The following is a 13,837-nucleotide window of genomic DNA, read 5'->3' as shown; positions in this document are numbered from 1 at the left end:
ATTCGCTATGATAGAGGGTACTCTATTAACGCGAATGGTTTCAGGGAGCCCTTAGTGAGCGAATTTCAAGATCTCTCAATTCACATCGATCAAATCTCACAGGCCGAAGACACGCAGCAGCCACAGATCCTCAATCAATATATCGAGCAAGGCCTTGATGCCGCATCGATTGCGCTTATTCTAGAAGCATTTCCCATTGAACAAAGGGTTAGGCTTTGGCGCGAGCTGCCGCTCGAAAGCCACATTGATGTCCTTACCGAGTCTCGTGGTGAAGTGCGTGTATCGATCCTCGATGCTCTATCTGAAACCGAGTTAAAGCTTACCCTTGCTAAGCTCGACAACTTATCGTTGATTGAATGGGCTGACTCACTGCCTGATGAGATCATCGAAGAGGCCATCTCCTTCCTAGAGCCTGCAGAGCTAGAGCTTTACGACCTTGCGAATGAATACCAAGAAGAAGAGCTGGGTCGCTGGGTTGAGCGTAAAGTGGTGGCACTGCCATTTAATATTTCCGTCGCCCGTGCCAAAGTGCTGGTGGATAAGTACACCCATGAGCCATCGGGTTACGTTTATCTGATCGATAAACAGCACCGCTTTCGCGGTATGGTCGAATACGCTGAGTTGGTCGGCGCAGAGTCATCGACACGCATCAAGTCTTTAGTGCTGGAGCATGTGAGCACGTTAAGTGCCACACTAGAGCTCGCTGAAGCCGTCGATGCCATGGAGCGCTCTGCGTTTACCTCGCTTCCTGTCCTAGATGAGCGTAAACGACTGCTAGGTGAGATCGATTGGAAGTTCGCACTAAGTACTCAGCGTGAAATTTACGAAACGCGCCTTATGGCGGGTACTGGTATGGACGAAGGCGATGACCTGTTTGCGCCGATTCTTAAAAGCTCACAAAAACGTGGTGTGTGGCTCGGCATTAACCTCCTCACTGCTATTCTTGCCTCTGTAACTATTAGTCTGTTTGAAGATGTGATCGCGCAAGTGGTCGCGCTGGCGGTTCTGATGCCTATTGTGGCCTCCATGGGCGGCATTGCAGGTAGCCAAACCTTGACCTTGATGGTGCGCTCTATGGCGCTAAATCAGATCACTGCAGGAAACCGGTTTGCGCTGATAAAAAATGAGCTTGGCATTGGTGCGATCAACGGTCTGCTGTGGGCGTTGATTATTGGCGCTGTAGCAGGGCTGTGGTTTCAATCGCCACTGCTTGGCGGCACGATTGCTCTGGCGATCGTCGTTAATATTATCACCGCAGCCTTGTTTGGGGTGTTGATTCCATTAATCCTCGATAAACTCGACCTTGATCCGGCTCTGGCAGGTTCGGTTATCCTCACCACAGTCACTGATGTCGTCGGTTTTTTCGCTTTCTTAGGCACGGCAAGTTTGGTGCTGTTGTAGGGAAAGGCTGGCCTAGTTTGCTTTTTTGTAACCAGCTGGTGATCACATCAGCTGGCCTACAAAAAAACGAATTATACGTAACTTATTGAATAAAAAGTTAGTTTTGTCCTCGTTTTGGTACAAATATTGGTGAATTTGATCACCTTTGTTAACGCGTCGATTTTTCCCGTTTTGCCTTCCTAGCACTCTATTTGATTGGAGTTATAATCCCGCGCCATTTATTGGTGGTGAGAATGAAAACGTCAGTGGTATTGACTGGTGTTTTTCTAATGATTTCAATCAACTTGCTTGTCTTTGAATACGCGGACAGGCAATAGGTGTTTAAGTGATGAAACTGATCAAAACAACAATTGCTGCGGCGCTAATGTCTACTATGCTAACAGGCTGTATCGGCCAAATGGCGACAACAGGTGCACTAATGTACGAAGTGAACCTAAAGGGTGTCGATAACCGTTACGCGCGCGCAGGTCTGTATACTTTGATGTCACCAGTGTACGCGATCACAGCGGCTGCTGACCTATTTGTTGTTAACTCTATTGAGTTCTGGACGGGTACGAACCCTATCACAAAGAAAAAAGCCGTCGCTGACACACCGGCTAAGGCTTACATTAAAGTAAACCACAAAGTAGGTAAGAAGTTCTCAACAGCGCCAGTGAAACTATCGAAACTTGACGACAGCACAATGCAAATGGAATTTTTGGATGATGCGGGCAAAGCACGCACGTTGGTAGGCGTAAGCGGCCAAGACAGCGTTGACTTCTACCTAGATGGTCAATACGTGACAACCGCGACACACCAAGAGCTAGAGCAGCACGCGACCGCTTCTTAATGCTATTTGGTTGATAAAGCACAAACAAAAAGGCCGACTGGGTGCTGATCCCGGTCGGCCTTTTTACCAATCAATAGGATGCGGAAAAGGAGCGAATTGGTATAGCTCGATCTTACCATGTTGCTCAAAAAGCGCGATGAGCAGAGCGTGGCAGAATGTAAAATTCAGTATGCAATCTTCTCTACAGAAACATTTGGTCGTGTTTAGAGACTTCTAATTAGGTTTAGACAGCTTGAATGCGTTTGGCGGTAACAATCAGTCCTTGCGTATAACTAAAGCCGTAACCATAGCCATAACCACCGTAACCATTTTCACCTCTTCCACCCGCCTCAAGTATTGCTTTAAAGTCATAGTCACCACTCGTGATTGGGGTAATAGAGACCACCTCAAAGCCATCATGATTGAGTGTCGCGACCGCTTTTTGCAGATCTTCTGCTAGACGGACACTGTCCACTACCGATTTGGAATACCCCGTTTTTCGCCACACGGGAGAATCGCTATAGTCGACAGCTTCATGTTTTCCCACTTCGCAAAAATGCGCGGGTACATGAACGATTCGATTCATTTATTTACCTTACTGCTATTGTTACTCTGATATGCCTTTTGGGTCAGTCTTAATGCCGACTCTATGTTATTAGGCTTGCCGATTCTAACTTACTCTTCCGTCAACATGCACAAATTGTTCATTTATTCAGATAGTTAAATGTCGTAAGTGAGCTGTATCGCACAATTCGTTTCCGATCGAGCCTAGTTTTATCCGGTGACACATGCTGACACGCGTGGCGAAATGATCATTCTCATACATAATTAATGGTGTCTTTTGTAAGTAAGGAGACACGTTATGAAATGGATGATTGCCGCCGGTATGGGGGCGCTACTCTTGCTCTCAAGTGCTAGCTTTGCCAGTCAAAGTGGCGGGAAAATTGGCTTTTTGGTGGACTGCACCATTGACGGGAAATCAACTCGAATGCCAATGACGGCTTGCAGGCAAAAAGGAGGCGAGGCCAGATAGTCAGTAGTGACCATTCGCCTTAGCGATGACTTAAGCGTCGGATTTGGCCGCTAAGGCGAATGTGAATAAGGAAAAGTTAGAACTCCGCTTTAATCCAAATCATACGGTGATCGGACGAGACATCCTTTCCATTACCCCATTTTCCGATACGTGAATCATTAAACAGCAAACGACCTTCTTCGTAACTTGCTGCCCAGTAAACCCCAGAATCAACGATGTTTAACGTCTGAGAAGGGAGAGCATAGTCGACAGCTAGACCAAAGGTTGAAGTGAGGCGATTAGGCGCTGGGTGTGTAGAGCTGTTGTCAGTAGCATGCTCTGCCGCACCTGAGCTTGTTGGGTACAGCTCACCATTTGAAACCGCTTGATTGACGAGTGGGTCGTTGTGCAGCGCTTGCATAACCGCGCTAATACCATCGCCAGCAACAGGGTCAAGGTTTTGGTCGCCCATCATCACAAATTTGGCACTGCTATCAAGTCCACCTGTGCTACCGTCATCATCGTAGAAGTAGTCTTTACCTTGAATGTAGTCATGCCAAAACGTTACTTCCGCGGCATTTTGCGCTTTGTTTTTACCCGTATCGAATACTGGTGGTGTAGGGTGAGACATCAACAAGTGTACCACTTCATCACCATCGGCTGTTGGAATGATAATCGGTGCATCCACATGGTTTTTGGAAGACAGTCTTACCTGTTGCCACTCTTCATTGGTATACCAGTTGTCACCGCAAGCCATACCAGCAGGAATTGGGTTGTTGGCGTCATCGCAAAGAGTAATGGTTGGTATCTCAGCGCCTGCCATGTCTTTCCATTTGAATTCTTGGAATGTGCGTGTATTGGCCGTATCTATTTGATACTTGGACATCAGTGCAAACGCGTATTGGCCGTGATAAAACCCAAAGCCCCAAGCGTCGCCCGGTAGCTGGCCAGCAACGCCATTGTTATCAAGGTCAAGTTCTGAAAGTAGGCCGGTATTGGTCGCGTAAGACTCCGAAAAAGGGTACTCAATCGGCTCTAAGTTAGCATCACCGCTCGCACCATCTAGGCTTTGAGCGACCGAGAGGTAGTTGGTTTGAAAGCCGATCAGCGCAGCTTTGTCTTCACCGGCACCATCATTGTTGTACTCCGCCATCATGAGCACGTCAGGACGGTTTTTCTGAATAATCGCCGCAACATTTCGGATTTGGATGACCTTCTCCGCTTGGCTTTTGTCAGCATCGTCGATAGTGCCATCAAGGTAGGTGGTAACCAGTTGCTGCTGAGTCTCTGGAGCTATTTGCATTTCCGCAACTAAATCGGCAAAGGTTGCTCGATCAAAAGAGAGGTTGTAGGTTGCGATTTTCACTTGAGTTGACTCTGCCACTGCCTGCTTGTCGGAGTCATTGCATCCAGAGAGCACCACTGCTCCTACAAGTAATGCGAGTGTTGTTTTTATTGTCTTCATAAATTGGCTCTATTTTTATAAATTCAGCGCCAGAGTCTACTGTCATAGTGAAGGTATTTGTGTGATAAGTGTTGCATTTGGTTTGTGCAAAAAGATTAAATTTCAATTAATTGTGATATTCAGCGCATGTTTTTGGACGCATTTATGACATTTGAGCTTTGCTAAAGACGCAGTGTGGGTGAGTTTAGTCGTTGATTAACGGCAATCATGATCACGATAGATTTTATTGTTTGGAGCCACAGGATAAGGTTGAGTTAGACTCCGCCAAATTCTTTTTATGCGAGACGGAATGTCGTTTAGCAGTAATGGCTTAGGAACATAATGAACATCAAAGCGCTTTCTATCTTGGTTGGTTTGGGGATGATGCTGGGTGGCTGTAGCCAAGACAGTGATACCAACGAAACCAATCCCTCTTTTTCGACAATTCAAGGGCTAGCATCGGCTGGTGGTGGGATCAAAGGGCGTATCGCCTTGGCACAGGTCGATGCAAGCCCCAATAGAACAACGGTTCTCAATAGCATGGTGTACACAGCGCCAAAAGGTGGTGATTTTACCATCGCCAATGCTGGGCAATTGGTGTATCCAACGCTGCTTAAGATCGATGGAGCCTCTGGTGTTAAAGCCATCAACGAGTACACCATTTTGATGGATAACATGTCTCAGCACTTGAATCTAAACCCGCTAACACGCTTACTTATTGGTAAGGTTGCGGGCGTTGATGCTGAGCTTGTGTTTGAAGATTTTGAGCTGCACCAGTCTAAGTTCACTGCGGCAGCGATTGAAGCCGCGCAAGTTGAGTTGAAGTACACTCTAAAACCATTGTTTGAAGCAGCGGGAGTGGGTCTAAACAGCGACTTGCTTCGTGAGTATTATCCAGCTGATCACACTGAACTCGATGCTATCTTATCCGCTTTAGCGTTAGAGTATCACTCTGATGGCGCTGTGGTGACTTACCGGCCTAACCCTAAACACTCTCTAACGCTTACCTATGCGCAAGGTTGGCAAGGGGAGCAGTTGTTGCCTGAGGACTATGGGATGGAGACGCTCAAGTTAGAACTGGCGCTGCTTAATCAAGCCTCGCAGATACTCGAAGCCATGATTCTTCTTAAAGATGATCAGGCCGGGTTTGAAGCGTTCTTAGCGCCAGAAGCACATTGGTTTGGTGCAAACCGAGCAGAGCTGCATCAAAACTATTTTAATGTTTTGCCGAATGAAGAGGATGCGTCTTTAGAGCGTTATCGCGATTTAGTGCTGCTTGACAGTCAGCCTGAGATAAAGCGTTATCTGGTAGGGTATACCACGGCATTTGAAGCCAGCACGTCTAGTAGTATTGCGCGCGACCAAGCTTGGTTTGAGCTTGATGAAGGCAAGCTGAAGTTCCTTGGTGACGATAAGCCATACCCGACCTCTTTTTACGCGGTATACAAGTTAAACCAAGCGACGAAACCTTATAATTGGGGTGACTTTGATACGTTTGATTGGGTGTTTGAAACGTCTGGTTTTTTGACGGCCTCTGACTGCGAGTTGGTTCCTGAAGTGGGGGAGTGGCAGTTCGGCAATCCAGAGTTTTTCGATGAGTTAGCGCCGCTTAGCTCGGTAATTGATGGCTTAAATTCTGTCACCGTGACATCGCCGTCCGACCAGGTGATTAAGATGGATAAAGTCTACCGTACGCCGAACTCGACCAGTTGCCATCTCGTCGATAGTGGCAACTTTGTTAGCGGTATGCTTTCTGGGTACCCAATAAGTGAAGCTGGTGCAATCCCGAGTAACCAAACATATACAGTGGCATTCCACTTTGATGCTCAAGTTTTGGACAAACAGATTTATCTGACTGAGCCGCCAGCATCACAGCTGGAAATGACGCCGTACATGGCTGAAGTAAAACAGCTTAACGGACGTAAGGATGAGTTTGTCTACCAATGGTCAAGACCAAGTACGTTTGTCACTGAAGGCGATTTGTATCTATATCATCCTCAGCAAGAAGGCGAGGGTAGCCGTGTCACCATTGGTGAGGGGATGACCCAAGTTTCTGGTGGCCAAAAGGACGATGTGGTTCGTATATTCCATAACGCTCTTGACCCATACGGACGCATTATCAATCAGTACTATGTGTCGGCGGATGGTACGCCGCTTGGCACAAACCAGTAACTGACTCCTACCTGTAAAAAAGCCAGCAATGTCACTTGAACATTGCTGGCTTTTGTTCGTATGGCACTAACCGGCTGGTGACTAAGCTTGCCCTTTAGACACGATTCGACTGATGCGTGAGTAGTGCAGGCCAAAGTGGGCACCGATCTGCTTTTGTGTGTAGCCACCACTGCGAAACGCAAGGCAAATGGCTTCATCTCGGCTATTGGCTTTCTGCTCATATTCTTTCAGGCTAAGAGGTGCTGAGCGTCGCTGGGCACTTGGGATCTCACCAAGCTCCCCGGTCAGCGATTCAAGTTGCGTAAGGTGGCGCTGAATAAAGTCCTCATCGCCCAAGAAAATTTGACGTTTTAGATGTTGCCATGGATTGCACTCTTTCCCTTCGAGAACAAACTGTTTGTAGTGGCTCAATGCTTGCTCGCGATCTGTGCCAAAAGATTCGAGAGTGGGCTTACTGACAAACCATGTTGGTGCTGTTTTGCTGCCGTTGAGGTAGCCCCAACTGCTCCACGGATAACTTTCTGGATCCACGACCATATTCGCTTTGACTGGGCTGAGCAAAATGTCACGACCGACATCGAGAAAGTGCGCGTCTCTTTCGACCAGAATGGATTTAAAACGCCCCTGGTATAGGTGTCCACTGCGACCATGTTTTTGATTAAAGCGCTGTGTGTAGACGCCGTTAAGCTGGCGCATGCCGATACTTAAGTTGCCATCTGGCGTTTCAATCAGCAGGTGATACTGACTCTTCATCAAGCAGTAACTATGAACCATCCAGTTGTAGCGCGTTGCGGTGTGATCGAGCACTTGAAGGAACAGTTCAAAATCTTCACGGTCTTGAAAAACAGACTGTCCGTCGTTGCCTTTCGAGTTCACATAATAGAGGGCGCCTGGGTATTCGATTCGTAGTGGTCTGCTCATAACGGTGGGGGTCGTCTCATAAGTGTATGAACGTTCTACTATAAAGGATCAACCTTGAAAGGCAAAACGCAAGACTTGACCCCTATTGGATTTGCTCGTGATGCGTTGTCCAATATGTCAGCACTTTTGATAGGAGCGCGCTGACACATTGGATAGTGAGGATTTTGCGAGTTATGCCGCTACCGCTTTAGTGATGCTAAGTGGTGCCACGTTGTGTTTGTTGCGTTGCCATACACGCTCATGGAAGAAATAAGCAACCGAGTTAATAGCGGGTTCAATCGTTGCCATTAGACCACCAATAAAGGCATCGCCAGTCAGTAGGTAAGTAACACTAAACGCCACGCCAAAATGGATGACAGCAAAGCTTGCCGTTTTCACTTGAGTCTTTGACTCATGACGTTTTAGGTAAGGCAGTTTTTGCCAAAGCTTCTCATGAAGATAAAACGCGCCAGTGTTGATAGTCGGCTCTACCATAGCGACCAGACTACCAAGCAAGAAGTCTCCAGTCAGAGAAAACGCAACCATAGTCGCGATAGAGAAGTGTATACCTGCAAAAGTAAGTGTCTTGATCATTACGTTACCCTCATGAACGTTAATCTGTGTTGATGAGGTCATTATTGATAATAATTCTCAGTAACAGAAGTAAATTACTCCTATTTAGTTGATAGTTTATTTCTATCAATGTCTTTGGATTGAGTCGATTCTCAAAGATTATCAGGATCTAGGCGTTTAAACTTTTGACTTTGTTTGATAATCAAACTACATTGATTGTCAAGTATTTTGATTGTCAAACAAAGTGTGCCTAATGCCTTTTGAATCCGCCCCTCACTCACATAATTTCTCTAGTCATAATCACCAAGGTGAAAAACGAACGCTCTATGTGCTGCTGCTAACTGTAACCACTATGGTCGTCGAGATAGTGGCGGGAACCTTTTACGGCTCCATGGCACTCTTGGCTGATGGGTGGCACATGGGGACACATGCTGCTGCTTTCTGTATCACGTTATTTGCCTATCGCTATGCTAAGAAACATGAGGACAACGAGCGGTTTTCCTTTGGCACAGGTAAAGTCAGCGTGCTTGGGGGGTATACCAGTGCTATTGCTCTAGGTATTGTGGCGCTTATGATGGTCGTCGAATCGGTGCATCGATTGTTCAATCCACAGCCGATTCATTTTAATGAGGCAATTGTCGTGGCTTTTATAGGACTTGCCGTGAATGTCGCGAGTATGTTTTTGCTTGGCGATCATCATCACGATCATTCTCATCATCACTCGCATGACAATGACCATTCACATGAGCACGGACATTCGCATCATCACCATGACCACAATTTAAGAGCGGCCTACATGCATGTTTTAGCGGATGCATTGACCTCGTTGTTAGCTATCGGCGCTTTGATTCTTGGCAAGCTCTATGGTTGGAATTGGCTAGATGCATTTATGGGCATTGTTGGTGCTGTGGTTATTGGTAAGTGGACGCTCAACCTTTTGAAACAAACCAGCCCTATTTTGCTCGATGAGAGCGTAGAGGAAACGTATCGAACTGAGATTCGTCATGAACTCGCCCCCTCAGCAGACGTGGTTGATTTGCATATGTGGAGAGTGAGCGGTCATCATTATGCTGCGGCCATTACCTTAGTGTCTAAAGACCCGCTTTCTTTGCAGGCGTATAAACAAAAACTCAGTAAGTTTGATAAGATTAGCCATCTCACACTAGAAGTACGTTCGACTTAATGCAGAATCTAGAAACGCTAAACCAGCTATTGACCGAGTTTTACGACAAGATGTCATCTTGGGAGCAGTCCGTTGTTAAAGAGACAGGGTATTCATTGGCGCAAGTACACACCGTAGAGGTTTTGGGTGCTCATGGTGCAATGCGAATGAAGGAGCTTGCTGACAAGTTGGGGATCACGACCGGCACGCTGACGGTACAGGTCGATAAGCTGGTTGCTGCAAACTTGATTGAGCGTTTCCCACACCCTAATGATCGCCGCGCGATTGTGGTGGGTTTGACCGAGGGAGGGCAAGCGATTCACCGTCACCACAACCAATTGCACCAGAGTTTGGTCAAAGACATCACCCGCCATTTTGATGAGGGGCAAGAGGCTTTGCTTATCTCGTGCTTATCGAAGATGAATCGAGAGTTTTAAGGCTACCAAGAGTCGTTAATTTCTCATTGCTTTTTTGAGCGCTTAGCAGTACATATAAGCAGATCCCACTACTAGGCTTTCTGTGTGAAGCGAACGATTAACTTCTTCCCATTACTGCTGACTTTGCTAACGATGTTGCTTTTGAGCAGCGTCGCCGAGTCTATTAGTGAGACGAGGTATTCCTATCAGCCTGCGGTCGTAAATCCAGAGCGGGCGCCCGACCTCGCTAACGAGAATCAACTTTTACGTCCTTCTACATGGCGAGTACCATCACACAAAGCTCAGTTCCGACCGAGCGATCCCTTGCCTTGGTTGATTGTCGCGTTTTCACTGACCTCATGGTTTGTGCTTTCGCAGTTAAGATGCACCTTCCCAAGCAGCTATCTCGCCTTTGCTAATCCTCGGCTCGGTGGCTGGCAAGAGTCCAACCTACAATTTCGTTTCATTCACTCGCGTTAGTCACACTTTCAAAGATTTAACTTCCTCATTTCGTTAAGCTTTTGGAGTGTCTATGTTTGATGCGACTCAAGAGGTGTTGATTGCTATATGGCATCAAGACTTCGACGCACTGCTGTCGCCTGGCAGTGCGGTACTGATCTATGTTTTGGTCTCTTTGTTTATTTTTCTAGAAAGCAGCTTCCTGCCTGCGGCACCTTTGCCATGCGATAGTGTCGTGGTGCTGGTGGGTACCTTGTCTGCGGTAGGGGTTCTTAACCCATTTCTCGCGTTTGCGCTGCTTATCATTGCCGCGTCCGTGGGCAGTTGGCTTGCGTATTTACAAGGGCGCTGGTTAAACCGTTTGCCTGTCGTCCAAGGGTGGGTAAACAAAGTCCCTGAGAGCAACATGAAAATGGTGGATAACCTTTTGGGTCGCCATGGGCTTATTGCCCTTTTCATGGCTCGATTTGCTCCCGGTGTTCGCTGCCTGGTACCTATGGTGATGGGGATTCGACTGCATGAAGTACAGCGTTTCCACTACTTTGCTTGGTTCAGTGCCAGCTTGTGGATTGCCCTGCTGGCCGGCGTAGGATTTCTCTTACCTTCCCTGCCTGAGCCTATTAGCCGTTTTGCTACCATGGTGTTGATGGCAGCACCTGTTGCAACGCTCTGTGCGGCGATCTTCACCTTTGCGACCTGGCGTCTGCGTAGGCTTATCGGTGACAAGAAACGTCGTCTCAATAAGTTTTAATACTGTCCTATTTCCTAGCTCACACATAGGAGGCGTTTGCAGCGCCTCTGATTAGAATCCCATGTTGAAAAATTTTAAGACTCCGCAGCTCGACCTTAGTATCTTGCTGGCGATTATCTCGATCATGATGCTTGGCTCGCTCACCATTTGGAGTGCCAGTGGTTACAGCGAAGCGATGATGACCAATCATTTGATGCGCTGCGGCATTGCACTGACCTGCGTGTTGATTATGTCTTCGATCCCGGCGAAACAGTATCGACGTTTCTCACCGCATCTTTACTTACTCACCATTATCCTGCTAATCGGTGTGGTGCTGGCAGGAGATAGCAGTAATGGCTCTCAGCGCTGGCTAAGTATAGCTGGGGTTCGCTTTCAGCCTTCAGAGTTGGTAAAGCTTGCGGTTCCAATGATGGTGGCTTGGTTTATTCAAAGGGAAGGCACAAGACCAAGTGGCTTACGGCTGATTGCGGCTATTTTGATGACTGCCATTCCCGCGGGTCTAATCTTTATTCAGCCAGACTTGGATGGAGCAATCTTTGGCGTGATTTACATGCTGTTTGTGCTCTATTTCGCTGGCATGAGTTGGAAGATCATCGGAGGCTTTGTCGCTCTAGTGGCAACCTCTGCCCCTTTGTTATGGTTCTTTGTGATAGAAACCTATCAAAAGAAACGCATTTTGCAGTTCTTAAATCCGCAAAGTGATCCACTCGGTTCGGGGTATCAAATTATCCAGTCCCATATTGCTATTGGCTCTGGTGGGGTAACGGGGAAGGGCTGGACGAACGCCACTCAAAGCTCGTTGGGCTTTATTCCAGAAAGTCACACTGACTTCATTTTTTCTGCGTTTGCAGAAGAGTGGGGGTTTGTTGGTTGCGTTTTGCTTCTGTCGCTCTATCTGTTCATTACGCTGAGAGCCTTGTGGCTCGCTTGTCATTGCCATCATGCCTATAGCCGTTTGGTTTGCGGTGCGCTAGCGCTCAGCTTCTTTTTGTACGCGTTTATCAATACCGGTATGGTCAGTGGTCTATTACCTGTCATGGGTAGCCCGTTGCCGTTTTTCAGTTATGGCGGCACCGCAATGATTACTCAGGGTGTGTGCTTTGGGATCATTATGTCTCTCTGCCGAGCGACATCGCGTTACGATTAAAGTGAGATGAGAAAAAGCGCCTTGCTAAAACAAGGCGCTTGGGTGAGAGTCAATAAAGCGTGGGATTAGTTACCAATCAAAGCAGGGATACCCGGCAATTGACCGACGACTGCGAGTGAGCCAATACAGACCACAAACGCCAGACCTGGGATTAGGTACTTGTCCTTTTTGGACAGGGTTTTAGCGCGCTCGCTATCGCCAATGAAGCCCATGTTATCGAGCAGCATAGTCGTTGCCCAGCCGAACACCGGGTTCACAAATGCGCACGAGAAAATACAGATACCCGCACTGAGTGAGTCTTTGTGTTTGTGAATCATCTGCATGCCTGCTTCAAGTAGAGGCAGGAACACACCAACAATCAGCGCAACGCGCAGCACCGGTTCCCACATGGCTAAATCCATTGGATAGCCCAGCACTGAGGCCAATATACACAAAATACCCGTAAGCAGCGCGCCACCAGGAATAGGGCGCTTGGCGATAGCCGCTGGGATCATGTAGGTACCCCAAGAAGAGGCGAGATTCGAGCCGCCAAGTAAAGAGCCCACACCTTGACGAATCGATGCCACCATCATGGTATCGTCAACGTTCATCAGTACGCCTTTGGCTTCTTTTGGATAGTTCAGCTCTTGGAATACACGGTGACCTAAATAGTCAGGTGACCACATCGCCACAGCCAAAAGTGCAAACGGTACAACCGCAATGTAGTGTTCAAGCGTCGGCCAGCCCAGCTTCCAACCTGTGTCTTCACCCCACCAGTAGAATGGACTTAAATGTGGTAAGCCAGGTTCGGTAGTAAAAGCAAACTCTGCGCCCATGGCGTACGCGACAATACCGGCAATCGCCGAGCAAAGCGGGATAGCTAGCCAGCGTTTGTTCACTTTAGCCAGGTAGGCGTACACCAACACAGTGACACCAATCACCGCAAACGAGATATAGCCATGGCCGCTAGCGCTTGCCCATGCTTCGGTTTTATTGATTTGGCTGATTAGGCCGACGGCTCCTAAGTAAATCAGCAAGCCTCCCCGTACGCCGACCCCGGTGAGGGTCATCAACTTGGAGCCCCCTTTGGTGAGCGCGAGTATCATCCCGAATGCGCACACCATTATACCTAGGGCGAGTGGGTGTCCACCTGCGGCAGCCACAAGGGGTATCAGCGGTATCATTGGCCCATGTGTTCCAGCAAGGTTCGCATTGGGGTTAAGAATCGCAGAAAACAAGATAACGAATAGAGCACCCGCAATGAGTAGCTCGTATCGGACGTTTTCTGCGACAAATTCCGGTGATAGGCCAAACTGTGCTGCGAACACTGCGACCATGGCTGTCACCATGACCACTTTCCCTATGGTGGCGGCAATCGCCGGTACCCAGTCTTCTATCTCGATACTGTAATCACGAAAGGGTAAGTGAATACCCCACCGTCTGAAGCTCATGATCTTAAGATCATGGTTCAGAAATTCTTCCCTGCTTTCAAACTCTTGCGCTTTACGGCGCATATCCCTATAAAAGGTTTTACTACTTCCAGACATACGTCTCTTTCCCTTGTGAGAGGGAGAACAACCAGTCGGCACTTAAGGCTACTTGCGCACGGCATA

General features: G+C 47.7%; 14 protein-coding genes. 9 read left to right on the top strand and 5 right to left on the bottom strand.

Translation table 11 applies throughout. From position 1 onward, the window contains the following. The first annotated feature begins 54 nt into the window (after positions 1-54). Both PG915_RS12365 and PG915_RS12360 read left to right on the top strand, forming a co-directional pair. Positions 55-1,401 (top strand): magnesium transporter, encoded by a 1,347-nt coding sequence (locus tag PG915_RS12365; protein WP_353496792.1) that lies wholly within the window; start codon positions 55-57, stop codon positions 1,399-1,401. Positions 1,402-1,729: 328 nt separating this feature from the next. Beyond that, positions 1,730-2,230 (top strand): DUF3332 family protein, encoded by a 501-nt coding sequence (locus PG915_RS12360; RefSeq protein WP_353496791.1) that lies wholly within the window; start codon positions 1,730-1,732, stop codon positions 2,228-2,230. A gap of 223 nt (positions 2,231-2,453) precedes the next feature. Here PG915_RS12360 and PG915_RS12355 read toward each other — a convergent pair whose 3' ends face one another. Continuing rightward, positions 2,454-2,795, bottom strand: coding sequence for a hypothetical protein (locus PG915_RS12355; RefSeq protein ID WP_353496790.1), 342 nt, complete (start codon positions 2,793-2,795; stop codon positions 2,454-2,456). Positions 2,796-3,071: 276 nt separating this feature from the next. Between PG915_RS12355 and PG915_RS12350 the strand changes: the two genes are divergently transcribed. Next, a complete protein-coding gene (locus PG915_RS12350; protein WP_353496789.1) occupies positions 3,072-3,242 on the top strand; it encodes a hypothetical protein in 171 nt (56 codons plus the stop codon). Between the two features lie 76 nt (positions 3,243-3,318). Here the strand turns inward: PG915_RS12350 and PG915_RS12345 are convergent, their stop codons facing one another. After that, positions 3,319-4,686, bottom strand: a complete 1,368-nt coding sequence (locus tag PG915_RS12345) for an endonuclease/exonuclease/phosphatase family protein (protein WP_353496788.1) — start codon at positions 4,684-4,686, stop codon at positions 3,319-3,321. 321 nt (positions 4,687-5,007) lie between these two features. Here PG915_RS12345 and PG915_RS12340 point away from each other — a divergent pair, with 321 nt between their 5' ends. Beyond that, positions 5,008-6,837, top strand: coding sequence for a hypothetical protein (locus PG915_RS12340; protein WP_353496787.1), 1,830 nt, complete (start codon positions 5,008-5,010; stop codon positions 6,835-6,837). Positions 6,838-6,918: 81 nt separating this feature from the next. On the opposite strand, the gene PG915_RS12335 is transcribed toward PG915_RS12340, so the two are convergent. Together PG915_RS12335 and PG915_RS12330 are read right to left on the bottom strand one after the other, a co-directional pair. After that, positions 6,919-7,758, bottom strand: a complete 840-nt coding sequence (locus PG915_RS12335) for a transposase (RefSeq protein ID WP_353496786.1) — start codon at positions 7,756-7,758, stop codon at positions 6,919-6,921. A gap of 171 nt (positions 7,759-7,929) precedes the next feature. After that, positions 7,930-8,331 (bottom strand): DUF2061 domain-containing protein, encoded by a 402-nt coding sequence (locus tag PG915_RS12330; RefSeq protein WP_353496785.1) that lies wholly within the window; start codon positions 8,329-8,331, stop codon positions 7,930-7,932. A 232-nt stretch (positions 8,332-8,563) separates the two neighbouring features. On the opposite strand from PG915_RS12330, the gene dmeF reads away from it, so the two are divergent. The 5 genes from dmeF (at position 8,564) to rodA (ending at position 12,245) form a co-directional block, all read left to right on the top strand. Next, positions 8,564-9,493 carry a CDF family Co(II)/Ni(II) efflux transporter DmeF gene (dmeF, locus tag PG915_RS12325; protein ID WP_353496784.1) on the top strand — a complete coding sequence of 310 codons (930 nt, stop codon included), beginning with the start codon at positions 8,564-8,566 and terminating at the stop codon, positions 9,491-9,493. Next, entirely contained in the window at positions 9,493-9,909 is a 417-nt protein-coding gene (locus PG915_RS12320) for a MarR family winged helix-turn-helix transcriptional regulator (protein ID WP_353496783.1), read from the top strand. The genes dmeF and PG915_RS12320 overlap by 1 nt, the downstream gene beginning before the upstream one ends. Before the next feature lie 84 nt (positions 9,910-9,993). Further along, positions 9,994-10,368, top strand: a complete 375-nt coding sequence (locus PG915_RS12315; protein ID WP_353496782.1) for a hypothetical protein — start codon at positions 9,994-9,996, stop codon at positions 10,366-10,368. A 52-nt stretch (positions 10,369-10,420) separates the two neighbouring features. Further along, positions 10,421-11,098, top strand: a complete 678-nt coding sequence (locus PG915_RS12310) for a DedA family protein (RefSeq protein WP_353496781.1) — start codon at positions 10,421-10,423, stop codon at positions 11,096-11,098. Positions 11,099-11,159: 61 nt separating this feature from the next. Continuing rightward, positions 11,160-12,245 carry a rod shape-determining protein RodA gene (gene rodA, locus PG915_RS12305; RefSeq protein WP_353496780.1) on the top strand — a complete coding sequence of 362 codons (1,086 nt, stop codon included), beginning with the start codon at positions 11,160-11,162 and terminating at the stop codon, positions 12,243-12,245. Positions 12,246-12,310: 65 nt separating this feature from the next. Here the strand turns inward: rodA and PG915_RS12300 are convergent, their stop codons facing one another. Next, entirely contained in the window at positions 12,311-13,771 is a 1,461-nt protein-coding gene (locus PG915_RS12300; RefSeq protein ID WP_353496779.1) for a DUF3360 family protein, read from the bottom strand. Positions 13,772-13,837 lie beyond the last annotated feature (66 nt).

Source organism: Vibrio sp. CB1-14, from assembly GCF_040412085.2.
In the GTDB taxonomy this organism is placed as follows: Bacteria; Pseudomonadota; Gammaproteobacteria; order Enterobacterales; family Vibrionaceae; genus Vibrio; species Vibrio chaetopteri.
Note: the sequence above shows the minus strand (reverse complement) of the source record. Positions and strands in the feature narration are given on the sequence as shown.

What these genes read in the sequence shown, in the direction of transcription:
- PG915_RS12320 (WP_353496783.1), top strand. Translation starts at nt 9,493, where the DNA reads ATGCAGAATCTAGAAACGCTAAACCAGCTATTGACCGAGTTTTACGAC.
- PG915_RS12345 (WP_353496788.1), bottom strand. Translation starts at nt 4,686, where the DNA reads ATGAAGACAATAAAAACAACACTCGCATTACTTGTAGGAGCAGTGGTG.
- PG915_RS12360 (WP_353496791.1), top strand. Translation starts at nt 1,730, where the DNA reads ATGAAACTGATCAAAACAACAATTGCTGCGGCGCTAATGTCTACTATG.
- PG915_RS12340 (WP_353496787.1), top strand. Translation starts at nt 5,008, where the DNA reads ATGAACATCAAAGCGCTTTCTATCTTGGTTGGTTTGGGGATGATGCTG.
- PG915_RS12335 (WP_353496786.1), bottom strand. Translation starts at nt 7,758, where the DNA reads ATGAGCAGACCACTACGAATCGAATACCCAGGCGCCCTCTATTATGTG.
- rodA (WP_353496780.1), top strand. Translation starts at nt 11,160, where the DNA reads ATGTTGAAAAATTTTAAGACTCCGCAGCTCGACCTTAGTATCTTGCTG.
- PG915_RS12350 (WP_353496789.1), top strand. Translation starts at nt 3,072, where the DNA reads ATGAAATGGATGATTGCCGCCGGTATGGGGGCGCTACTCTTGCTCTCA.
- PG915_RS12300 (WP_353496779.1), bottom strand. Translation starts at nt 13,771, where the DNA reads ATGTCTGGAAGTAGTAAAACCTTTTATAGGGATATGCGCCGTAAAGCG.
- dmeF (WP_353496784.1), top strand. Translation starts at nt 8,564, where the DNA reads ATGCCTTTTGAATCCGCCCCTCACTCACATAATTTCTCTAGTCATAAT.
- PG915_RS12355 (WP_353496790.1), bottom strand. Translation starts at nt 2,795, where the DNA reads ATGAATCGAATCGTTCATGTACCCGCGCATTTTTGCGAAGTGGGAAAA.
- PG915_RS12330 (WP_353496785.1), bottom strand. Translation starts at nt 8,331, where the DNA reads ATGATCAAGACACTTACTTTTGCAGGTATACACTTCTCTATCGCGACT.
- PG915_RS12310 (WP_353496781.1), top strand. Translation starts at nt 10,421, where the DNA reads ATGTTTGATGCGACTCAAGAGGTGTTGATTGCTATATGGCATCAAGAC.